We start from the raw sequence: 19,829 nt of genomic DNA, 5'->3' as shown, positions 1-19,829 counted from the left end.
CTCAGCTTCGCCCGCCCTGGGCCTGCTGGCGCCACAACAGCAGCTGCAGGGAGCACAGCAACGGGGCCAGCAGGGCCGTGAGCAGGGTCTGGGCCAGCCAGGTGTGCAGGGCCGGCGGCCACGTCGCCGGCAACCACGACCCCAGCAGCAGGCGTTGAAGGATCAGGCTGCCCCCCAGCAGGGCCGTGCCCAACAGGGCCAGCAGCCCAAGATTGAAACTGCGCTCGATCGGCGGGACCTTGCGACCCAGCCGGCCCCACCACCAGCCGAGCAACCCAAGAGCTGGAATCTGGGTGATCGGGCCGAGCTGGAGCCCGTCCAGCACCAAACCGAGCCCTACACCGGCCAGAGCCCCGGAGAGCGGACCATCCACCAGCGCCCAGGGCAGCAGCCACAGCACCGGCCAGGCCGGCGGCACCCCCACCAGCGTCAACGGCGCCGGGGCGGCCAGCACCAGCCACGGCACCAGCAGGGCCGTGGCCACACACCAGCCGTGACGGGCCAGACGACTCACGGCAGCCGCACCTGCACCCAATCGACCGCATCCACCGGAGCGCTGAGCTGCACCACGGCCTCAGTGGCTGGCACGGCGCGGTCGTCAACCGACTGGATCACCCCCACGGTGAGGTGGGGAGGCACCAGGGTGCTGGCCGGCGACGTTGCCACCACATCGCCGGCTCGCACGCCAGGATCTTTCTCCAGAAAGCGCAGCACGGGCCGGCTGGTGCCGATCCCCGTGAGGAGGCCATGGCGCTGGGTGCGGCCCACCCACACGCCCACGCGACTGCCGGGATCGGTGAGCAGGGCAACGGTGGCAGTGGTGGGGGTGACGCTGGCGATCCGGCCGATCAGCCCCCCGGGCGCCGTCACCGGCAGGCCGGGCCGGAGGCCTTGCAGCTCGCCGCGGCCGATCACCAGTTGCTGCCACCAGCCCCCGGCCTGCCGCGAGATCACCGGTGCCGACACCTCCCGGCCGCCCCGCCCCTGCAACTCCAGCAGCGCCCGCAGCCGGCGGTTGTCAGCGTCCAGCTGGCGCAGCCGGGTTTGGTCGCTGAGGCTCTGGGCGCTGCGGATCCACTCACCCTGGGCGCTGCCGGGCCAGAAGGGCCGGCTGAGCAGGGCGTAGACATCGCTGACACCCGCCCCCTTGCTGAGCCGCACCGCCACCAGGGCCAGCAGCAGCAGGGCCCAGGGCCAGGCCTGAAGGATCACCCGCAGGGCGGGGAGGCGAAGCCTGCGGCCGGCCTGCATCGGGCTCAGGCGATCTGACGTGCGAAGTCAGGGGTGTCGAGCACGCGCTGCAGACGCTTGTAGTCCTCCAGCACCATGCCGCAACCGTTCACCACACAGAGCAGGGGATCCTCGGCCACGTGAGTGAGGATGCCGGTTTCGTGGCTGATCAGGTCGGTGATGCCGCGCACCTGGGCACCGCCGCCGGCCAGCATGATGCCGCGGTCAACGATGTCGGCCGCCAGCTCAGGCGGGGTGCGCTCGAGGGTGCGCTTCACCGCCTCGACGATCACGTTGAGGGGTTCGGCCATGGCCTCGCGGATGTCGCCGGCGCGCACGTTGATGGTGCGGGGCAGGCCGGAAAGCAGGTGCAGACCGCGCACGTCCATCGAGGTGTTGTCGTGGGTGTCGTCGGGGAAGGCGGAGCCGATGCGGATCTTGATGTCCTCAGCGGTGCGCTCGCCCACCACCAGGTTGTGCACCTTCTTCAGATACACGCCGATGGCGTCGCTGAGCTCATCGCCAGCCACCCGCACCGACTCACTGATCACGGTGCCCCCCAGGCTCAACACCGCCACTTCCGTGGTGCCGCCGCCGATGTCGACGATCATGGTGCCCACCGGCTCGGTGACGGGCAGGCCAGCGCCGATGGCCGCCGCCACGGGCTCATCAATCAGGTGCACTTCGCGGGCCCCGGCCAGACCGGCCTCGCGCACGGCGCGGCGCTCGACGCCAGTGACGCCGCTGGGAATGCCGATCACCAGCCGCGGGGCGACGATGCCGCGGCCCTCATTGGCCTTCTGGATGAAGGTCTTGATCATCTGCTCTGCCGCGTCGAAATCGGCGATCACCCCATCGCGCAGCGGCCGCACGGCGCGGATGTTGCCGGGGGTGCGGCCCAGCATCATCTTGGCCTCATCGCCCACGGCAAGGGGCACACCCCTCTCGAGATCCATCGCCACCACGGAGGGCTCCTGCAGCACGATGCCCTTGCCCGACACGAAAATCAGCGTGTTGGCGGTGCCCAGATCGATCCCGATATCCCGCGAAAACTGGAAACGACGAAAAAACACGGACGCCCGGCCTGCAAGAGCCGAATCATACGAGGGTGTTACAGACGGCTTGAACGGTGGAACTGATGAAAGGTGGCAGCCCAACCGGGTGCCGCATCATTGATCCATCAGCAACAGGAGACATCACCATGGGCGTGAATTCCATCACCCTCGTCGGCCGGGCCGGCCGCGACCCAGAAGTCCGTTATTTCGAATCGGGGAGTGTGGTGGCCAACCTCACCCTCGCCGTCAATCGCCGCAGTCGCGACGACGAACCCGACTGGTTCAACCTGGAAATCTGGGGCAAACAAGCCCAGGTGGCGGCTGACTACGTCCGCAAGGGAGCCCTGGTGGGCATCATCGGCAGCTTCAAGCTCGACCGCTGGACCGACCGGGCCAGCGGCGAGGAGCGCACCAAACCCGTGATCCGGGTCGACCGGCTCGAGCTCCTCGGCTCCAAGCGCGACGCCGAAGCCGTCATGGGTGGCGGCGCCCCCAGCGAAGAGGAAGTGCCCTTCTGATCAGGCGCCTCGGGGGCACCTGAGGCCCCCAAGCCAACCAAAAGCCCCGGCCGGAACTCCAGCGAGGGCTACGAATCAGTCTTCAGGTGCAGGGTGCCCTTCAGTCATGGCCCCTGATCCGCCTGAGCTGGTGTGATCAAAGCCCGCCGTTCGCACGCATGTGCGGGCGGGCGTATCACACCAGCTCAGGGGGACTGCCTCAGTACCGGTAGTGCTCGAGCTTGTAAGGGCCCTCCACCGGCACGTTGATGTAATCGGCCTGCTCAGCGCTGAGCTCGGTGAGCTTGGCGCCGATCTTGTCGAGGTGGAGGCGCGCCACCATTTCATCGAGGTGCTTGGGCAGCACATACACCTGCTTTTCGTACTGCGCGCCTTTGGTGAACAGCTCGATCTGGGCCAGCACCTGGTTGGTGAAGGAATTGCTCATCACGAAGCTGGGGTGACCGGTGGCGCAGCCCAGGTTCACCAAGCGGCCCTCGGCCAGCAGGATGATCTTGTTGCCGGAGGGCAGCACGATGTGATCCACCTGGGGTTTGATGTTGTCCCAGGTGTACTGCTTGAGCGAGGCGACATCGATCTCGTTGTCGAAGTGGCCGATGTTGCACACGATTGCCTGATCCTTCATCTGGATCAGGTGCTCGTGGCGGATCACCTTGAAGTTGCCGGTGGCGGTCACGAAGATGTCCACATCGCCCACCACGTCGTCGAGACGCACCACGCGGTAGCCCTCCATGGCGGCCTGCAGGGCGCAGATCGGGTCGATCTCGGCGATCATCACGGTGGCGCCGAGGCCGCGCAGCGACTGGGCCGAACCCTTGCCCACATCGCCATAGCCGAGCACCAGGGCCACCTTGCCGGCCACCATCACGTCGGTGGCACGCTTGATGCTGTCCACCAGCGATTCGCGGCAGCCGTAGAGGTTGTCGAACTTGCTCTTGGTGACCGAGTCGTTGACGTTGATCGCGGGGAAGGGCAGCTCGCCAGCCTTCTGCATCTGGTAGAGGCGAGCCACGCCGGTGGTGGTCTCCTCGGTGACGCCCTGGATGTTGGCGTAGATGCGGGAGTAGAAGCCAGGCTGGGCCGCCAGCTTCTGGCGGATGCTGTTGAAGAGGGCCGTTTCCTCTTCGTTGGAGGGATGGTCGAGAACGGAGAGATCCCGTTCGGCCTTGGTGCCCAGCACCACCAGGCCGGTGGCATCGCCGCCATCGTCGAGGATCATGTTGGGCGTGCCGCCATCGCCCCACTCGAGGATGCGGTGGGTGAAGGCCCAGTACTCATCCAGGGTTTCGCCCTTGTAGGCGAACACGGGAACGTTGGCGGCGGCAATCGCGGCGGCGGCGTGGTCCTGGGTGGAGAAGATGTTGCAGCTGGCCCAGCGCACCTCGGCGCCGAGGGCCACCAGGGTTTCGATCAGAACGGCGGTCTGAATCGTCATGTGCAGTGAGCCCGCGATGCGAGCGCCCTTGAGGGGTTGCTCCGCGCCGTACTTGGCCCGCAGGGCCATCAGGCCGGGCATCTCGGTTTCGGCGATCGCGATCTCCTTGCGGCCGAACTCGGCCAGGCCGAGATCGGCAATCACATAGGTGTTGGTGCTCTGCAGTGCAGGAGCGGCGGGGGTAGCCACCATGGGTTGTGTTCTCGCTTGGGGTACAGCTCGCTCCCGGCTGGGAGGGCGTGGTTTGGAAAGTTCTGCGGAGACGCCGAGGCTTCGGGCTCGCTCTAAAGGCAATCTACAAGCAGGTCTTGAGCCCGCGTGAGCTGCCCCCCGTGACCCACCACCTCGCTGATGCCACCGCCACCCACGCCTTCGGCCGGCAGCTAGCGGCCCGCCTCAGCCCCGGCAGCACCCTGCTGCTGCAAGGCGATCTGGGCGCCGGCAAAACCTGCCTGGTGCAGGGGCTCGCCGCCGGCCTGGGCATCACCGAACCGATCACCAGCCCCACCTTCGCCCTGGCCCAGCACTATCCACTGCCCCGAAGAGGTGATGGTGTTGGTGGTGGCCTGGTGCACCTCGACCTCTACCGGCTGGAGCTGCCCGCCGCGGCCGATGAACTGTTTGCCCAGGAAGAGGAGGAAGCCCGGGCTCTGGGCGCCCTGCTGGCGGTGGAATGGCCCGAGCGGCTCAGCGTGCTGCCGTCGGACTGCTGGCGGATCCAGCTGCACCTGGCCGACCCCCACAACCCCGATGCCGGGCGCCAGCTTGGCCTGGTCGCTCCGGGCGGGGAGCCTGTCTTCGCGCCTGCTTAGCTAAGTCTTGGCTTAGTTTGCCGCCAGAAAAGCGCACACCGCGTCGGCGCTGGGCTGGGGATCGATGGCACCCGCCCCCTGGCAAACCAGGGCGCCGCAAGCACTGGCAAAGCGCAGCAACGGCTCCGGCTGGTTGTGCAACAGCCCGTGCAACAGGCCCGCCGTGAAGGCATCACCAGCACCAGTGGTGTCGACCACCGGCACCCGAAAGGCGGGCAACTCGCCGCTGCGGCCCGCAAAGCACCACCGCAGCGGCGCCCCACCGTCGGTGACCACCACATCCGGGTGCTGCGGCAGGGCGGCGCACACCACGGCCGGGTCGTCGCTGCCAAACAGCCAACGGGCTTCCTCGGCCGCGCACTTGATCAGGGCGGCCTGCTGCAGCAGGGGGACGATCGCGGAGATCTGGGCGGGGGTGGGGCCGCTGGCGGGATCGGCGGCCGGATCCCAGAAGGTGGGGCGCCAATTCACATCGAGGGCGAGGGCCACGCCGGCCGCCGCGGCCTGACGGCAGGCGAGCTGAAGGGCTGACGCCGCGGCGGGTGAGGCGAGGGGGATCGTGCCCACCAGCAACCAGCGCGCCGTCGCCAGCAGGGGCCCGAGTGCGGCAGACAACTCGCTGACATCGAGCGCCTGATCCGCAAAGCCCGCCGCGCCTTCGCCACCGCCTTCGCCAGCCCCACCCACAGCGCCGGCAAAACCGCCAAACTGCCGATCACCACTGGCATCGCGTCGCACCAGCACGACGCGGCTGGGGCGCTGGGCATCCCATTGCAGGGCCGAGGTGTTCACGCCGCGCGCGGCAAACAGCTCGCGAAACGCCTCGCCGATGGCATCGCGCCCCAGCCGCCCCAGAAAGGCGCTGGGGGTGCCGAGTCGGGCCAGGGCGCAGGCCACATTGGCGGGGGCGCCGCCGAGGCGGTCGCCATCGGGGGGCGCCAGCCGGTCCACCAGGGCCTCACCCAGACAGAGCACCAGCGGCGCGGCGGGGGACTGGGGCAAAGGCATGGGCCGGGACTCCGATCGAGACAACGAGGGTGACAACAAGCGGGACAAACAGGCTTAAAAAAGAGACCACAAGTGTGGTTCTTTTTTGGATGCGCTCCCGATTAGAGGCGCTCCAGTAGCGCCGCAATGATGCGGGCGTTGGCGGCGGGAAAGGGAAAGTCGCCCAGCTGCTCGGGCCGCACCCAGCGCACCTGCTGGGACGCCAGCGGCTGGGGCTCGCCGCTCAGCCAGGTGCACAGGTGCACCACGAAGCGCAGCTTCTTGTGGCTGTAGGCGTGCTCGACCGTGATCAGCTCCTCGCCCACTGCCACCTCGATCGCCAACTCCTCGCGCAGCTCGCGGGCGATGGTGGCCGCGATCGCCTCGCCGGGCTCCTGCTTGCCGCCCGGAAACTCCCACAGCCCGCCCAGCAGGCCCTCGTTGAGCCGCTGGTCGATCAGCACCTCACCAGCCGCATTGCGCACCACCCCCACGCCGATCACCTGAAACGGCAGCTCGCGGGGCGCTTCTTTCACCGGGTAGGCGGCAGAGTCGCCGGCAGCGTAGGCAGCGCAATGCGCCTGCCATGAACACACGCCGCAGCTGGGGTTGCGGGGCGTGCAAACGGTGGCGCCCAGGTCCATCAGAGCCTGGTTGAACGCTCGGGGCCGCTGCGGGTCGAGCAGCAGCTCACTCAGTTGCCACAGCCCGTTGAGCTCCCGCGCCGGTGGCCGGGGGCTCGCGATCAAGCGCGCCAGCACCCGCTTGACGTTGCCGTCGAGGATCGCAAAGGGCAGATCAAACGCCGAAGAGAGGATGCTGCCGGCGGTGCTGCGGCCGATGCCCGGCAGGGCCAGCCAGCCCTCGAGCGTGCGGGGCCAGGGGTGGCCCTGCAACAAGCGCGCCCCCTGCTGCAGCCGCCGGGCCCGCACGTAGTAGCCCAGGCTCTGCCAGAGCAGCAGCACGTCGTGCTCCTCAGCGGCCGCCAGGGCCTCCAGGCTGGGGAAGCGCTCCATCCAGCGCCGCCAGTAGGGCAGCGCCACCTGCAGCTGGGTTTGCTGCAGCATCACCTCCGCCACCCACACGCCGTAGGGATCCAGCGCCTCGCCCGGCACCGGCGGATGGCCATCGGCGCGCAGCTTCCAGGGGATGGTGTGGCGGCCGTGCGCCTCCCACCAGCTCAGCAACCGTTTGCGCAGTGCGGCAACCTCAGGCACTGCGACCGACAAGCCCTTCAACGTGCTCCACCAAGGCCTCAGCCCGCTGAAGCCAGTGGGAGCGATCGAGATCCATGGGCTCGAGGTCCGCGTCATAGCGAAACTGCACCGCGAAATCCGTGAACTGAGCGAGATCCCGATGGGTCTCCACCTCCGCGTCAGCTCGCAGCAGCCGTTTGAACAGAACCACCAAATCGTGAGTGAACGGAGGGGCATCACCCAGCTGATAGAGCCAGGCCTTGAGCGCCTTTTCCACCACTTGTTGAACTTGAAATCCCCAGCTGGCCTCGCTGATGGAGGCATCCTGCAGCGCCTGAGCGGCCTTCAGGTCGCGCCGCGCAAGCGTGAGCATCGATCGCGCATCGGCCTCAGCCATCCAGGCACAAGCCCTCTTCATAGGCTTGGCGCACCACGCTGCTGGTGAGAGGGAGGCGTTGCCTCGCCTGACTCTGGGAAAACAGCAACAGATCCACTGGCCAATCAGCACTGCTGAGTCGCCAACGCAGGCGATTCAGCACGGCCCAGCGATCGTGTTCAGCCAGCCAGGCATCCGGCACAGTGATCAACAGATCAATATCGGAGTCGGGCCTGGCCTCGCCACGGGCCCGGGAGCCAAACAGACGCACCTCCGCTCCAGGAATTTCGGCACGAATCTCAGCGGCCATGTCGCGCAGCTGCTCCTCACCGATGGCGGAGGGATCGCGAGCGGTCGCGGCCGTGGTGGCTGGAGTCATCGGGGCACCTCTGCCCTCAGCATCGCCCGGATGGCCGTGAATGCACAAGCCTGGTGAAGCCTGACTAATCAACCGCCGCGCCTAGATCAACCGGCGACGTAAGCCTCCACGGCATCGCTGATGCGGCGCAGGCCGGCCAGGCCGTCGCGCTCGAGGTTGCGCACCCGGTCGCGGCTGATGCCCAGGATGCGGCCGATGCCGGTGAGGCTCATCGGCTCGCCCCCCTCGGGGTTGTCGGCGCAGGGGATGCCGTAGCGCATCTTCAGCACCCGACCCTGCAGCTCCGGCAGCTGCTCCAACAACGCCCGCAGGTCGCCCTTCAGGCACTCCCCATCCACCCGGTCCTCCGGCAGTTCCGCGTCACCCGCCAGCAGGTCCAGCAGTTCGGTGTCGTCGCCGTCGCCCACCTTCGTCTCCAGGCTCACCGGTTGGCGGGCCCGGCACAGCAGGTCCTTCACCTCCTCTTCGGGGAGCTCCACCGCTTCCGCCAGTTCCGTCACCGTGGGGGTGCGGCCCAGCAGCTGGCTCAGTTCACGCTGACCCTTCTTCAGCTTGTTGAGGGTTTCGGTGATGTGGATCGGCAGCCGGATCGTGCGGCTCTTCTCGGCGATCGCCCGCGTGATCCCCTGGCGGATCCACCAATACGCATAGGTCGAAAACTTGTAGCCCCGGGTGGGATCGAACTTCTCCACACCCCGCACCAGGCCGATCGTGCCCTCCTGGATCAGGTCCAGCAGCTCCATGTTCCGCCGCGTGTACTTCTTGGCCACGCTCACCACCAGCCGCAGGTTGGCCGCCACCATCCGCTCCTTGGCCCGCCGGCCCGCCTGCAACCGCTTTTTCAGCAGCGGTGCACTGAGGCCCGCCGCCTGGGCCAGTTCCGCCTGGCTCGGCTTGTTGCCCAACCGGCTCTCCAACTCCAGCTCCAGCTCCTCCAGCGCCACCAGCTCCTGCACCTGGCGCCCCAGCGTGATCTCCTGCTCGTGACTCAGCAGCGGCACCCGGCCAATGTCCCGCAGGTAGCTGCGCACCAGATCGCCATCGGCCTGGGGCAACGAGCGAGCCGGCGAGGCGGGGATGGCGGCGGTGGCGATGGCAGTAGCGACAACCACGACGGCAAAGCTTTGAAGATGTGTAAAGCCTAACCTGAAGAAGTGTGAACTCCTCTCACAAATCCCAAAAACTCAGCCAGTTGGGGCCCGCTGCAGCAGCCAGGAGGCGGTCTGCAGGTAGATGAACACCCCGGCCACGTCCACCACGGTGGTGATGAAAGGCGCCGACATCAGCGCCGGATCCAGTCCCAGCCGGGCGAACAGCAGTGGCAACACCGAACCGGCCGTGGCTGCCAGGGTGCTGATCACCACCAAGCTGAAGCCAGCCGAGATCGCCACGGTGACGTTGCCGCCCACCAGCCAGGCCCAGGGCACCACCGCCGCCGCCAGCAGCAGCCCGAGCAGCAGCCCGGCCAGGGCTTCCCGCGCCACCGCTCGGCCCGCCCCGATCGCCTGCAGCCGCTGGGTGCTGAGGCCGCGGATCACCACCGTGGAGCTCTGGGCGCCCACGTTGCCGCCGGTGCCGATCAGCAGCGGAATGAACGCCGCCAGCACCACCACCTGCTGGAGCACCGCATCCTTTGAGGCGATCACGGCCGCGGTGCCGCTGTTGGCCACCAGCAGCACCAGCAGCCACACCACGCGGCGGCGGGCGACTGTGAACAGGCTGCTCTGGAAGTAGTCGTCTTCATCGCCGGCCTGCACCGCACCGGCGGCGTAGAGGTCGCGGGTGGCCTCCTGCTCGATCACGTCGATCACGTCGTCCACCGTGACGATCCCCACCAGCCGCTGCTCCCTGTCCACCACCGGAATCGCCAGAAAGTCGTAGCGCTGAATCGCCCGCGCCACCTCCTCCTGGTCGGTGTCGGTGCCCACGCTCACCACCTCGCGGGTCATCACATCACCGATGCGCGCCTCCGGATCGGCCACCACCAGATCCCGCAGCGACAGGATGCCGCTGAGGTGGCGCGAGCCGTCGGTCACATACAGCGAGTAGACGGTTTCGGTGTCGCGGGCGCGGCGGCGCACGATCTCCAGCGCCTGGGCGGCGCTGTGAAACTCCTTGAGGTCGACGAATTCGGTGGTCATCAACCGACCCGCCGTCTCCGCCTCATAGCCAAGAAGTTGGGCTGTCACCCGCCGCTCCGCCGGGCTGAGTTCGGCCAGCAGGCGCCGCACCACCTTGGCGGGCAGCTCGTCAAACAGCCGCACCCGGTCGTCAGGCGACATCTCCTCCACCAGCTCCAGCACCTCGCCGGAGCGCAGCCGCTCCAGCAGGGTTTGTTGCACCGCGGCATCGAGGTACTCGTACACCGCGATGGCTTCGTCCTTGGGCAGCAAGCGGAAGGCCAGGGCCTGCAGGGTGCGCGGCAAACTGCCGATCGCTTCGGCCGCATCCACCTCTTGCACGGGCCCAAGCAGCAGCTTGGCGCCGTCGTAGTTGCCGGCCTCCAGCAGGGTTTCCAGCTGCTGTGCCACCACCTCGGCCACCTGGACGCCGTTGGCTTCGCTCATGGCCCCCGCGACGCCTCAATCTCGAGTTTATGGGCCGCTAGGGTCCGGTCACTTGTTGATTCCCGCACCCATGGCGATCTCTGTCAGCACCGTGACCGTGCGCGATGCCCAAGGCGGCGCACGCAGCCTGGGCGATTGGGCCGGCAACGTGCTGCTGGTTGTAAACGTGGCCAGCCGCTGCGGCTTCACCCGCCAGTACGCCGGCCTGCAGGCGCTCCAGGACACCTACGGCCCCCAAGGCCTGGCGGTGCTCGGCTTCCCCTGCAACGACTTCGGCGCCCAGGAGCCCGGCAGCCTGCCGGAGATCCAGCAGTTTTGCTCCACCACCTACGGCGCCAGCTTCACCCTGCTCGACAAGGTGACCATGGCCGAGGAGCCCTACACAACCCTCAGCCAGGCTGAGCCGGCCGGCCCCGTGGCCTGGAACTTCGAGAAGTTCCTGATCGGCAAAGACGGCACGGTGCTGGCCCGCTTCAAGAGCAACGTGGAGCCCGATTCGGCTGAGCTGAAGAGCGCCATCGAAGCGGCTTTGGCTGCGGGCTAGCCGGCCGCCAGCCAGCCACGGCGATCGCCGGCCTGCACCTGCAACCAACGCTGGCCAGATCCACCCCGCCAGCTGCGCACAACCCGCAGCGGCTGATCGGCTGACAGACCCTGAAGAGCCGGCGCCTGCTGCTCAGGGGCGACGCGCAGTGCCATCGCCCCCGTGGACAGCAGGGGATCGCCCATGGTGCGCCGCCGCACCTCGGGCGAGCGGCGATCAGCCCCGCCTGCCGGCAGCGCCACCGGAGTGATCAAGGCAAAACCGAGCAGGGCCGCCCAGCGCCAGGCTGCAGGTGACTGCCTCATGCGGAAAGCAGCATCAAATGTCCAGCTGGGCCAAATCGAGGCTGGCGCTGTGGGTTTCGATGAATTCCCGGCGCGGGGCCACTTTGTCGCCCATCAGGATCGTGAAGATGCGGTCGGCTTCGAGGGCATCTTCGATCTCCACACGCTTCATCATGCGGGTGGTGGGATCCATGGTGGTTTCCCAGAGCTGCTGAGGCATCATTTCGCCCAAACCCTTGAACCGCTGGATCGTGTAGTTGGCCTTCTCGCCGAAGCCCTCGATGGTCTTCTTGAGGTCGTCTTCGTTGTAGCAATAGGTGTGATTTTTGCCGCGCTCCACCTTGTAGAGCGGCGGGCAGGCGATGTAGATGTAGCCACCTTCCACCAGGGCCCTCTGGTAGCGGAAGAAGAAGGTAAGGATCAGGGTGCGGATGTGGGCGCCGTCGACGTCGGCGTCGGTCATGATCACGATCCGGTGGTAGCGCAGGCTCTTCTCGTCGAAGTCTTCACCCTTGATCCCTAAACCAAGCCCCGTGATCAGGGCCTGGATCTCGGTGTTTTTGTAGATCTTGGCGTCGTCGGTTTTCTCGATGTTGAGAATTTTGCCGCGCAACGGCAGGATTGCCTGGAAGCGGCGGTCGCGGCCCTGCTTGGCGGAGCCACCAGCGGAATCGCCCTCCACGATGTAGATCTCCGATTCGGAGGGGTCGCGGGAGCTGCAGTCGGCCAGCTTGCCGGGCAGGGTGGAGCTCTCCAGCACGCTCTTGCGGCGCACCAGCTCACGGGCCCGGCGGGCGGCTTCGGCGGCATTGAAGGCCTGGATCGCCTTCTCGAGGATCAGATCGATCACCGAGGGGTTGAATTCCAGGTATTCGCTGAGGGCTTCGCCCACCAAGGTGTCCACGATGCCGCGCACCTCAGTGTTGCCGAGCTTGGTTTTGGTTTGCCCCTCGAATTCCGGATCCGGCACCTTCACCGACAGCACGGCGGTGAGGCCCTCGCGGATGTTTTCACCGGCGAGGTTGGTGTCGGCGTCTTTGCGCTTGCCGCGCTTTTTGGCGAAGGTGTTGAGGGTGCGGGTGAGCACCGTTTTCAGACCCTCGATGTGGGTGCCGCCATCGACGGTGCGGATGTTGTTGGCAAAGCCCAGGATGCTGTCGGAGTAGGCATCCACGCACCACTGCAGTGCCGCCTCCACCTGCACACCGTCCTTTTCGCGGTTGACGTAGATGATTTCCGGATGCAGCGGATCCTTCTCCGCATTCATGTAGGCAACGTATTCGCGGATCCCGCCTTCGTAGAAATAGATCTCTTCGTGGCACTCACCGGCGGCATTGCGGGCCGCAGCGCGGTCGTCGCGGAAGACGATCCGCACGCCGCCGTTGAGGTAGGCCAGCTCGCGCAAGCGCGAGGAGAGGGTGTGGTAGTCGAACTCGATGCCAGTCGAGAAGATCTCGATATCCGGCTTGAAGCACACCGAGGTGCCGGTGCGACCCTGCTCGCCGGGAGCGGATTGCAGGATGCCGATCGGCGCCCCACGCTCGAAGCGCTGGGTGTGCACCTGATTTTGGCGGTAGACGGTGACTTCCACCCACTCGGAGAGGGCGTTGACCACTGACACGCCGACGCCGTGCAGGCCGCCGGACACCTTGTAGCCACCGGAGCCGAACTTGCCGCCGGCGTGCAGCACGGTGAGCACCGTTTCCAGGGCGCTCTTGCCGGTGCGGGGGTGGATGTCGGTGGGGATGCCGCGGCCGTTGTCGGTAACGGCGCAGGAGCCGTCGTCGTTGAGCACCACCAGGATCTGGTCGCAGTGGCCGGCCAGGGCCTCATCCACCGCGTTGTCGACCACCTCGTACACCAGGTGGTGCAGGCCCCGCGGCCCGGTGGAGCCGATGTACATGCCCGGGCGCTTGCGCACTGGCTCCAGGCCTTCCAGAACCTGGATCTGCTCGGCGCCGTAGGCGGCCTGAATTTTGGTGGAAGCTTGGCTTTCAGCGCTCATGCAGGAAGGTTTCCCCAGGGATTCGGCACAGGACAGCGAGATCCCTGGGCAAGTAAGGCGTGAATCAGACCCAAAAGCCCGTCACATAAGGCAATTTACCACCGCCAACCCGGCGGGGCACCCCCTGGCAAGGTGGACCCATGAGCCCCACTCAGCCGCCCAGCCAGCCACTGGTGATCGTGTTGCTGGGCCCCACCGCCAGCGGCAAAACCGACCTGGCGATCGGCCTGGCCCGCGCCCTGGATCTGGCGGTGTTGAACGTGGATTCGCGCCAGCTCTACCGCCACATGGATGTGGGCACCGCCAAGCCCACGGCCGCCCAGCAGGCCCAGGCCCGCCATGAGCTGCTGGATCTGCGCGATCCGGATCAACCGATCAACTTGCAGGAATTCCGCGCCATCGCCGAAGCCCAACTCAATGCCGAGCTGGGCCGCCCACGCGTCAGCGGGCCACCTGTGGCGCTGTTGGCGGGCGGCAGCGGCCTCTACCTGCAGGCGATCACCCAAGGCATGGAGCCGCCGGCGGTGCCGCCCCAGCCCCAGCTGCGGGCCCAACTGGCGGCCCTCGGCCAGCCCCTTTGCCACCAGCTCCTGCGCCAGGGCGACCCCACCGCCGCCGGCCGCATCGCCGCCGCCGATGCCGTGCGCACCCAGCGGGCCCTGGAGGTGCTGTATGCCACCGGGCGGCCCCTCTCCAGCCAGCAGGGGACGACGCCGCCGCCCTGGCGGGTGCTGGAGCTGGGCCTCAATCCAGGGGATCTCAAGGCCCGCATCGCCGCCCGCACCCGGGCCCTGTTTGCGGCAGGGCTGGTGGCCGAAACCGAAGCCCTGATCAGGCGCTACGGGGCGGAGCTGCCCCTGCTCGACACGATCGGCTACGCCGAAGCGCGGCAGCAGCTGGCGGGTGAGCTCAACGAAGCCGACGCCATCGCGCTCACCGAGCAGCGCACCCGCCAGTTTTCCAAGCGGCAGCGCACCTGGTTCCGGCGGCGGCACGCGCCCATCTGGCTGGAGGGCCGCAGCCCTGAAGAACAATTGAGCCAGGCCTTACAAGTGGTCGCGCGCGGTCTAGGGTGAACCGTTAGCGATTTCGCGATCCTTCACACCCCTGAATGCCTCCCCGTCCCCGTTTTGACCGCCGTGCTCCCGTGCGGGAGCTGCCCAACATCAACGACCGCATCAGCTACCCCAATTTGCGGGTGGTGGATGCCGACGGCAGTCAACTGGGGGTGATCACCCGAGAAGCGGCGCTGGAGGTGGCGAAAGACCGCGAGCTCGACTTGGTGCTGGTGAGCGAGAAGGCCGATCCGCCGGTGTGCCGGATCATGGACTACGGCAAATACAAGTTTGAGCAGGAGAAGAAGGCCAAGGAGGCCAAGAAAAAGTCGCACCAAACCGAAGTCAAAGAGGTGAAGATGCGCTACAAGATCGATTCGCACGACTACCAGGTGCGGATCGGCCAGGCACAGCGCTTCCTCAAAGACGGCGACAAGGTGAAGTGCACCGTGATCTTCCGCGGCCGCGAGATCCAGCACACCGCCCTGGCCGAGGTGCTGCTGATGCGCATGGCCAAAGACCTGGAAGACAATGCCGAGATCCAGCAGCCCCCCAAACGGGAGGGGCGCAACATGATCATGTTCCTCAGCCCCCGCAAGGCCGCCGCCCCCAAGGGCAATGGCAAGGCCCCAGCGAGCGCCGCTGCGGAATAGCTGCTGAATAGCTGCTGCTGAACCGGCGCGCTAGAGCCGCTCGTCCAACAGCGCCAGCATCTGGCTCCACCCCTCGGCCGCCGCCGCGGAGTGGAAGTCGGCGCGGGCTTCGCACATGAAGCCATGGCCAGCCCCCGCGGCAACGATCAGGGGCGGTTGGCCGCTGGCAGCGAGGGCGACCTCGATGGCGGCCAGCTCCTCGGGCGGCATCAGCGGGTCGTGATCGCCGCAGAAGCACAGGAGTTTGCCGCTGATCTGCGGCACCACCGCAAGGGTGGGCGGCCCGCCGCCGGGGCGATCGGTGGACACCCGGGCACCGTAGAAATCGCAGGTGGCCGCCACCTCGGGCAGGGTGGCCGCCAATAGGGCGAGGTGCCCGCCAAAGCAGAAGCCAACGCAGCCCACCGGGCGCTGCTCCAGACCCGGCTGCACCTGGAGCCAGGCGATGGCGGTGCGGGCGTCGTCGAGAAACTGGGCAGCGGTGAGCTGGTCGCGGTGGCGGCGGCCCTCCTCCAGGCCTGCGGCGTCGTAGCCCACATCCAGATCGGGGGCGGTGCGCGAAAAGATCGGCAGCGCCAATGCCGCGTAGCCGTGGCCTGCCAGCCGCTCAGCCACGCTGCGCACCCAGCCATTCACCCCAAACACCTCCGGCAACACCAGCACCGCCGCCCGTGGCGCCCGATCCACCGGCGGCCGGGCCCACCAGCCGCGCAGCTGGGGCGAGAACTGTTGCCAGCCAGCCTGCACGGGGCCTGCCGGCGCGGGGAGATCTGCTGTGGACGGGGCTGGGAACTTCGACATGGGCTGGGGGCGGGGTACGGGCTGCTGCCGGCGCGTTCAGAGAGTTGTACAGCTTGTACTGATTTCCGGAGCGCCGATCCCACACAGCACGTCAGCCCATGTCAACGCAACCGCCACATGGATCCAACCGGCACACGCGCGTATGCCAACAGGGGGATTGTCCCCACGGCGGATGCTCCTTATGGTGGCCACCAGCCCAATTGGCCCAAACCCCGGCGTGCGATTCCACATTCAGCAGGAAAGCGACATTCCGGCCTCCACGCAGCTCTACAACCAGATCTGCTTTGCCATTGCGGCCCGTCACTACCCGCCGGGGCACCGATTGCCCAGCACCCGGCAGCTGGCGATGCAAACCGGCCTGCACCGCAACACGATCAGCAAGGTGTACCGGCAGCTGGAAACCGACGGCGTCGTGGAGGCGATGGCCGGCTCGGGCATCTACGTGCGCGACCAGCAGAAGCCCAAGGAGATCAAGCCGCCGCCGGGGCCCCGCGGCCGCTCGCTGCCCGACATTGACCGCCAGGTGCGCGAGAGCGTGGATGGGCTGCTGAATGCCGGCTGCACCCTGCAGCAGAGCCGTGATCTGCTCACCCGCGAGATCGACTGGCGGCTGCGCTGCGGCGCCCGGGTGCTGGTCAGCACCCCCCGGGAAGACCTCGGCGCCTCCCACCTGATCGCCGAGGAGCTCACCCCCAATCTGCAGGTGCCGGTGGAGGTGGTGCCGATGGAGGAGCTGGCGGCGGTGCTCACCGAATCCAACAACGGCACGGTGGTGACCAGCCGCTACTTCCTGCAGCCGGTGGAGGAGATCGCCAAGCTCCACGGCGTGCGCGCGGTGGCGGTGGACCTCAACGATTTCCGCCACGAACTCGACCTGCTCAAGGAGCTGCGTCAGGGCAGCTGCGTGGGCCTGGTGAGCATCAGCCCGGGCATCCTGCGCGCCGCTGAGGTGATCCTGCACAGCATGCGCGGCAACGAGCTGCTGGTGATGACCGCCAACCCCGACACCGGCAGCCGCCTGCTGGCCCTCCTGCGGGCCGCCAGCCACGTGCTCTGCGACCGCCCCAGCCTGCCGCTGGTGGAGCAGAGCCTGCGCCAGAACCGCTCCCAGCTGATGCGGATGCCGGTGGTGCACTGCGCCCAGAGCTACTTGGGGGCCGCCACAATCGACGGCCTGCGCAAAGAAATTGGGCTCCTACCTGCCTGATTTAGAGGCTGAAGGGCCATTTCAAGCGGATGAAGAGATTCGAACTCTCGACCCTCTCCTTGGCAAGGAGATGCTCTACCACTGAGCTACATCCGCGGGCGTCGAGCGCGTCGACTTGAGGATCATGCATGACGGGGGGCCCCTCGGTCAAACCCCACAAGCTCCGGCAGGATGGCTCCATGCTCAAGGCACTGCAGGCCGACCTGGCGATCATCAAACAGCGCGATCCGGCGGCCCGCGGCACGCTGGAGATCCTGCTCTGCTATCCGGGCCTGCATGCCCTGACGCTGCACCGTTTCAGCCATTGGCTGTGGAGCCAGCGGCTGCCTTTGCTGCCGCTCATGGCGAGGGTGCTGAGCCAGCTGGGACGATTACTCACCGGCGTCGAGATCCACCCGGGGGCGCGCATCGGCCATGGTGTGTTCATCGACCACGGCATGGGCGTGGTGATCGGCGAAACGGCCGTGATCGGCGACCGCTGCCTGCTGTATCAGGGCGTCACCCTGGGGGGCACCGGCAAGGCCCACGGCAAACGCCACCCCACCCTGCGGGAGAACGTGGTGGTGGGCGCTGGCGCCAAGGTGCTCGGGGCGATCACCGTGGGCGCCAACACCCGCATCGGCGCCGGCTCGGTGCTGCTGCGCGATGTGGCAGCCGACAGCACGGTGGTGGGCATCCCTGGCCGGGTGATCCACCAGAGCGGCGTGCGTATCGACCCTCTGGCCCACTCCGCCCTGCCCGATGCGGAAGCCCGCGTGATCCGCAACCTGATGGAGCGCATCGACGCCCTGGAAACGGAGCTGGCCCGCACCCAGGGCTGCCTGCGGGAGCTGGCCGCCGGCCGCCCTCTGCTCGAACCCTGCGCAGGCGCCGCCCAAAACCTCAAAGACCGCGAGATCCTGGAATTCCTGGGCGACAACCCCGGCATCACCAGCTGAGCGTTGCTGCCGCCGGCAAACTCAGAGCGCAACTCTCACATCCGTGCGCGCAAAGTCGTCGCCCTTGAACAGCAGCGGCATATCCAGGGCCATGGCCAACCCGTAGCTGAAGCAATCGCCCAGGTTGAGACCGGCTCGATGGCGGCCCTTGCCGAATTGGCGCCAGCCCTGGAGGGCCCAATGGAGATGTGAGCATTCAAAAGCCACAGGCTGCACATCGGTGCGGCTCAGAAGCAACTCAAGCTCCGGCAGGCCGGCTTCCCCCAGGTGGCTGCACACCACCATCTGGGCTTCGAGAAGGGTGGCCGTGCTGATCACCGCGCTGGACGCCTGGCTGAGGCAAAGGAGAAGCTCCGCCGCATCAGGCTCAACCTTGAGAATGGCCACCAGGGCCGAGGTGTCAACAACCATCAGAGCCATCGCGAACCGGGAACGCTGAGCTCAAACAGGCAAACCGTGCTCGTCGTAGAGGGCATCCTGCAGCTCCTTACTGCTGACCCCTTCGGGCCAGGAGAGCCTTCCAAACCGATCCAGAAGCTCCTGCACCCGCTGCTTGCGCAACCGGATGACTTGCTCCTCCGGACCCCGGCCGGCTCGCTCCAACTCCGCCCGCAGCGCCTGGCGCACAGCATCTGTGACGGTAGTGGAGCGCCGGGCCGCCAACTCCCGGGCCATGGCGTGCACCTCGGGATCCTTGATGTTCATGCCCATGGGCCTACTATGGTAGAAAGTACCGCTCATTCTACCCAGGTCGACCCGGCTGACCTTGTTACGGCTGGCGGCAAGCTTGCGGGAGAACTTGTCGGAATTGACGACAAGCCGCAGCCAAAGCAGTACTCTTTTTAGTACCGAGAAGCCCTGAGGCGAACCGTGGGAAAGCAGGGCAACGGGGAAGCAATCGCCAATGGGCTCACCTCAGCCGAGCTGAAACGGAGAGGTATCGCGGCCATCGAAGAGGCCCTGGAGCATGGCCCTGTGCATCTCATCAAGCGCAACAAGGCCGCTGCTGTTGTGCTCACCGAGCAGCACTACCAGCACTTGCAGCAGCAGGCAGTACGTGCACCCATGCCCGCCACTGCTGCCCTGCACTGGCTGCTGGAGGTTCCACCGTCTGAACGTCCGCGCAGCAAAGCTGCCATCGATAGTGAGCTGGTTACCGAGCGCGACTGGTGATTGCGTTTCTTGATGCCAGTGCGCTGATTTACTTACTGGAGGGTGAAGCGACCTGGGCACGAGCCGTTCAACGGGAGCTGCAACAGCTTGCAGAGCGCGAGCCAACACTTCCGATCGCGCTGAGTCGACTCAGCATGCTGGAGTGCCGGGTTGTGCCCTACCGCAGAGGGGATCAAGTGAGCCTGGATCGCTTTGATGCCTTTTTTGCCCAGCCCGACCTGGTGTGGGTCGAGCTCAACACCGCAGTCATTCAGCTGGCAACGCGCTTGCGAGCCAACCATGGCCTGCGCACGCCTGATGCCTTGCAAGCGGCCTCTTGCTTGCAGCTTGGATCAGAAGCCGTGATGCTCACGGGGGATACCGACTTTCGGCGGGTCAGTGCTTTGCAGCTGCGGCTCATCAGCTGATAACGCTGCATCAACCGGATGGCGGGCCGGAAGCGATCACGTGGAGCAATGCTGCGGAGTGGCTGCTGCCGATCACGTTCGCCATGGCCTGCACCCTGGCGCCTATGGAGTGCCCCAACGCGATCCCTTTAATCGCCGCTGGCAGCGCAGGCCGAGCTGGAGCATCACACCCTCGTGAGCCTGAATCCAGCCCTGCAGGCGTTTCCC

The 19,829-nt window shown here is 67.0% G+C and carries 24 protein-coding genes and 1 tRNA gene; 9 read left to right on the top strand and 16 right to left on the bottom strand.

All coding sequences use genetic code 11. The annotated features are described in order from the left end of the window. Position 1 precedes the first annotated feature (1 nt). The 3 genes from KBY70_RS06330 to KBY70_RS06320 are packed head-to-tail and all read right to left on the bottom strand — an operon-like array spanning position 2 to position 2,303. Positions 2-514 (bottom strand): rod shape-determining protein MreD, encoded by a 513-nt coding sequence (locus KBY70_RS06330; protein ID WP_254987845.1) that lies wholly within the window; start codon positions 512-514, stop codon positions 2-4. Beyond that, positions 511-1,251 (bottom strand): rod shape-determining protein MreC, encoded by a 741-nt coding sequence (gene mreC / locus KBY70_RS06325; RefSeq protein ID WP_254987844.1) that lies wholly within the window; start codon positions 1,249-1,251, stop codon positions 511-513. Before mreC ends, KBY70_RS06330 begins: the two co-directional genes overlap by 4 nt. A 5-nt stretch (positions 1,252-1,256) precedes the next feature. Then, the gene (locus KBY70_RS06320; RefSeq protein ID WP_094559037.1) at positions 1,257-2,303 is read right to left on the bottom strand and encodes a rod shape-determining protein; all 1,047 of its coding nucleotides are present in this window, start codon (positions 2,301-2,303) and stop codon (positions 1,257-1,259) included. Positions 2,304-2,431: 128 nt separating this feature from the next. On the opposite strand from KBY70_RS06320, the gene KBY70_RS06315 reads away from it, so the two are divergent. Continuing rightward, entirely contained in the window at positions 2,432-2,803 is a 372-nt protein-coding gene (locus KBY70_RS06315; protein ID WP_254987843.1) for a single-stranded DNA-binding protein, read from the top strand. A 199-nt stretch (positions 2,804-3,002) separates the two neighbouring features. Here KBY70_RS06315 and ahcY read toward each other — a convergent pair whose 3' ends face one another. Next, a complete protein-coding gene (gene ahcY / locus KBY70_RS06310) occupies positions 3,003-4,430 on the bottom strand; it encodes an adenosylhomocysteinase (RefSeq protein WP_254987841.1) in 1,428 nt (475 codons plus the stop codon). Between the two features lie 131 nt (positions 4,431-4,561). Between ahcY and tsaE the strand changes: the two genes are divergently transcribed. Next, entirely contained in the window at positions 4,562-5,050 is a 489-nt protein-coding gene (gene tsaE, locus KBY70_RS06305; protein WP_261355997.1) for a tRNA (adenosine(37)-N6)-threonylcarbamoyltransferase complex ATPase subunit type 1 TsaE, read from the top strand. 12 nt (positions 5,051-5,062) lie between these two features. Here tsaE and KBY70_RS06300 read toward each other — a convergent pair whose 3' ends face one another. The 6 genes from KBY70_RS06300 to mgtE form a co-directional block, all read right to left on the bottom strand. Further along, positions 5,063-6,058: a carbohydrate kinase family protein gene (locus KBY70_RS06300; protein ID WP_409996027.1), complete on the bottom strand. Its 996-nt coding sequence runs from the start codon at positions 6,056-6,058 to the stop codon at positions 5,063-5,065. Positions 6,059-6,159: 101 nt separating this feature from the next. Continuing rightward, positions 6,160-7,254 (bottom strand): 8-oxo-dGTP diphosphatase MutT, encoded by a 1,095-nt coding sequence (gene mutT / locus KBY70_RS06295; protein ID WP_254987837.1) that lies wholly within the window; start codon positions 7,252-7,254, stop codon positions 6,160-6,162. Continuing rightward, positions 7,247-7,630, bottom strand: coding sequence for a HEPN domain-containing protein (locus KBY70_RS06290; RefSeq protein ID WP_158217013.1), 384 nt, complete (start codon positions 7,628-7,630; stop codon positions 7,247-7,249). Before KBY70_RS06290 ends, mutT begins: the two co-directional genes overlap by 8 nt. Next, the gene (locus KBY70_RS06285; protein WP_254987836.1) at positions 7,623-7,988 is read right to left on the bottom strand and encodes a nucleotidyltransferase domain-containing protein; all 366 of its coding nucleotides are present in this window, start codon (positions 7,986-7,988) and stop codon (positions 7,623-7,625) included. The genes KBY70_RS06290 and KBY70_RS06285 overlap by 8 nt, the downstream gene beginning before the upstream one ends. Before the next feature lie 86 nt (positions 7,989-8,074). Next, positions 8,075-9,082, bottom strand: coding sequence for an RpoD/SigA family RNA polymerase sigma factor (locus KBY70_RS06280; protein WP_315859698.1), 1,008 nt, complete (start codon positions 9,080-9,082; stop codon positions 8,075-8,077). A 90-nt stretch (positions 9,083-9,172) separates the two neighbouring features. Continuing rightward, positions 9,173-10,555, bottom strand: a complete 1,383-nt coding sequence (gene mgtE, locus KBY70_RS06275; protein WP_254987835.1) for a magnesium transporter — start codon at positions 10,553-10,555, stop codon at positions 9,173-9,175. Between the two features lie 70 nt (positions 10,556-10,625). On the opposite strand from mgtE, the gene KBY70_RS06270 reads away from it, so the two are divergent. After that, complete coding sequence (locus tag KBY70_RS06270) at positions 10,626-11,099, top strand: glutathione peroxidase (protein WP_254987834.1); 474 nt, start codon at positions 10,626-10,628, stop codon at positions 11,097-11,099. Here the strand turns inward: KBY70_RS06270 and KBY70_RS06265 are convergent. Together KBY70_RS06265 and gyrB are read right to left on the bottom strand one after the other, a co-directional pair. After that, positions 11,096-11,404 carry an SH3 domain-containing protein gene (locus KBY70_RS06265; RefSeq protein ID WP_094559027.1) on the bottom strand — a complete coding sequence of 103 codons (309 nt, stop codon included), beginning with the start codon at positions 11,402-11,404 and terminating at the stop codon, positions 11,096-11,098. The genes KBY70_RS06270 and KBY70_RS06265 overlap by 4 nt on opposite strands. A 13-nt stretch (positions 11,405-11,417) precedes the next feature. Then, positions 11,418-13,388 carry a DNA topoisomerase (ATP-hydrolyzing) subunit B gene (gene gyrB / locus KBY70_RS06260; RefSeq protein ID WP_254987833.1) on the bottom strand — a complete coding sequence of 657 codons (1,971 nt, stop codon included), beginning with the start codon at positions 13,386-13,388 and terminating at the stop codon, positions 11,418-11,420. Between the two features lie 140 nt (positions 13,389-13,528). On the opposite strand from gyrB, the gene miaA reads away from it, so the two are divergent. Together miaA and infC are read left to right on the top strand one after the other, a co-directional pair. Next, positions 13,529-14,464, top strand: a complete 936-nt coding sequence (miaA, locus tag KBY70_RS06255; RefSeq protein WP_254987832.1) for a tRNA (adenosine(37)-N6)-dimethylallyltransferase MiaA — start codon at positions 13,529-13,531, stop codon at positions 14,462-14,464. A 35-nt stretch (positions 14,465-14,499) separates the two neighbouring features. Beyond that, complete coding sequence (gene infC, locus KBY70_RS06250) at positions 14,500-15,096, top strand: translation initiation factor IF-3 (protein ID WP_094559024.1); 597 nt, start codon at positions 14,500-14,502, stop codon at positions 15,094-15,096. A gap of 30 nt (positions 15,097-15,126) precedes the next feature. Here the strand turns inward: infC and KBY70_RS06245 are convergent, their stop codons facing one another. Further along, positions 15,127-15,897, bottom strand: coding sequence for a dienelactone hydrolase family protein (locus KBY70_RS06245; RefSeq protein ID WP_254987831.1), 771 nt, complete (start codon positions 15,895-15,897; stop codon positions 15,127-15,129). A gap of 217 nt (positions 15,898-16,114) precedes the next feature. Here KBY70_RS06245 and KBY70_RS06240 point away from each other — a divergent pair, with 217 nt between their 5' ends. Next, entirely contained in the window at positions 16,115-17,104 is a 990-nt protein-coding gene (locus KBY70_RS06240) for a GntR family transcriptional regulator (protein WP_094559217.1), read from the top strand. Positions 17,105-17,128: 24 nt separating this feature from the next. On the opposite strand, the gene KBY70_RS06235 is transcribed toward KBY70_RS06240, so the two are convergent. Continuing rightward, positions 17,129-17,200: transfer RNA gene (locus KBY70_RS06235), tRNA-Gly, on the bottom strand. Positions 17,201-17,283: 83 nt separating this feature from the next. On the opposite strand from KBY70_RS06235, the gene cysE reads away from it, so the two are divergent. Beyond that, positions 17,284-18,042 carry a serine O-acetyltransferase gene (gene cysE / locus KBY70_RS06230; RefSeq protein WP_409996026.1) on the top strand — a complete coding sequence of 253 codons (759 nt, stop codon included), beginning with the start codon at positions 17,284-17,286 and terminating at the stop codon, positions 18,040-18,042. A 21-nt stretch (positions 18,043-18,063) separates the two neighbouring features. Here cysE and KBY70_RS06225 read toward each other — a convergent pair whose 3' ends face one another. Both KBY70_RS06225 and KBY70_RS06220 read right to left on the bottom strand, forming a co-directional pair. Continuing rightward, positions 18,064-18,453: a type II toxin-antitoxin system VapC family toxin gene (locus KBY70_RS06225; RefSeq protein ID WP_254987829.1), complete on the bottom strand. Its 390-nt coding sequence runs from the start codon at positions 18,451-18,453 to the stop codon at positions 18,064-18,066. A 30-nt stretch (positions 18,454-18,483) separates the two neighbouring features. Continuing rightward, positions 18,484-18,753: a type II toxin-antitoxin system VapB family antitoxin gene (locus tag KBY70_RS06220; RefSeq protein ID WP_254987828.1), complete on the bottom strand. Its 270-nt coding sequence runs from the start codon at positions 18,751-18,753 to the stop codon at positions 18,484-18,486. Positions 18,754-18,912: 159 nt separating this feature from the next. Here KBY70_RS06220 and KBY70_RS06215 point away from each other — a divergent pair, with 159 nt between their 5' ends. Both KBY70_RS06215 and KBY70_RS06210 read left to right on the top strand, forming a co-directional pair. After that, a complete protein-coding gene (locus tag KBY70_RS06215; protein WP_254987827.1) occupies positions 18,913-19,215 on the top strand; it encodes a hypothetical protein in 303 nt (100 codons plus the stop codon). After that, entirely contained in the window at positions 19,212-19,622 is a 411-nt protein-coding gene (locus KBY70_RS06210) for a type II toxin-antitoxin system VapC family toxin (protein WP_254987826.1), read from the top strand. The genes KBY70_RS06215 and KBY70_RS06210 overlap by 4 nt, the downstream gene beginning before the upstream one ends. Positions 19,623-19,829 lie beyond the last annotated feature (207 nt).

Origin of the sequence: Cyanobium sp. ATX 6E8 (assembly GCF_024346335.1) — a bacterium.
Taxonomy (GTDB): Bacteria; Cyanobacteriota; Cyanobacteriia; order PCC-6307; family Cyanobiaceae; genus Cyanobium_A.
Note: the sequence above shows the minus strand (reverse complement) of the source record. Positions and strands in the feature narration are given on the sequence as shown.

Coding starts and splice junctions, on each gene's coding strand:
- KBY70_RS06220 (WP_254987828.1), bottom strand. CDS start 18,753: ATGGGCATGAACATCAAGGATCCCGAGGTGCACGCCATGGCCCGGGAG.
- miaA (WP_254987832.1), top strand. CDS start 13,529: ATGAGCCCCACTCAGCCGCCCAGCCAGCCACTGGTGATCGTGTTGCTG.
- KBY70_RS06265 (WP_094559027.1), bottom strand. CDS start 11,404: ATGAGGCAGTCACCTGCAGCCTGGCGCTGGGCGGCCCTGCTCGGTTTT.
- infC (WP_094559024.1), top strand. CDS start 14,500: ATGCCTCCCCGTCCCCGTTTTGACCGCCGTGCTCCCGTGCGGGAGCTG.
- mreC (WP_254987844.1), bottom strand. CDS start 1,251: ATGCAGGCCGGCCGCAGGCTTCGCCTCCCCGCCCTGCGGGTGATCCTT.
- KBY70_RS06315 (WP_254987843.1), top strand. CDS start 2,432: ATGGGCGTGAATTCCATCACCCTCGTCGGCCGGGCCGGCCGCGACCCA.
- mgtE (WP_254987835.1), bottom strand. CDS start 10,555: ATGAGCGAAGCCAACGGCGTCCAGGTGGCCGAGGTGGTGGCACAGCAG.
- KBY70_RS06300 (WP_409996027.1), bottom strand. CDS start 6,058: ATGCCTTTGCCCCAGTCCCCCGCCGCGCCGCTGGTGCTCTGTCTGGGT.
- gyrB (WP_254987833.1), bottom strand. CDS start 13,388: ATGAGCGCTGAAAGCCAAGCTTCCACCAAAATTCAGGCCGCCTACGGC.
- KBY70_RS06245 (WP_254987831.1), bottom strand. CDS start 15,897: ATGTCGAAGTTCCCAGCCCCGTCCACAGCAGATCTCCCCGCGCCGGCA.
- KBY70_RS06285 (WP_254987836.1), bottom strand. CDS start 7,988: ATGACTCCAGCCACCACGGCCGCGACCGCTCGCGATCCCTCCGCCATC.
- cysE (WP_409996026.1), top strand. CDS start 17,284: ATGCTCAAGGCACTGCAGGCCGACCTGGCGATCATCAAACAGCGCGAT.
- KBY70_RS06225 (WP_254987829.1), bottom strand. CDS start 18,453: ATGGTTGTTGACACCTCGGCCCTGGTGGCCATTCTCAAGGTTGAGCCT.
- KBY70_RS06290 (WP_158217013.1), bottom strand. CDS start 7,630: ATGGCTGAGGCCGATGCGCGATCGATGCTCACGCTTGCGCGGCGCGAC.
- ahcY (WP_254987841.1), bottom strand. CDS start 4,430: ATGGTGGCTACCCCCGCCGCTCCTGCACTGCAGAGCACCAACACCTAT.
- KBY70_RS06270 (WP_254987834.1), top strand. CDS start 10,626: ATGGCGATCTCTGTCAGCACCGTGACCGTGCGCGATGCCCAAGGCGGC.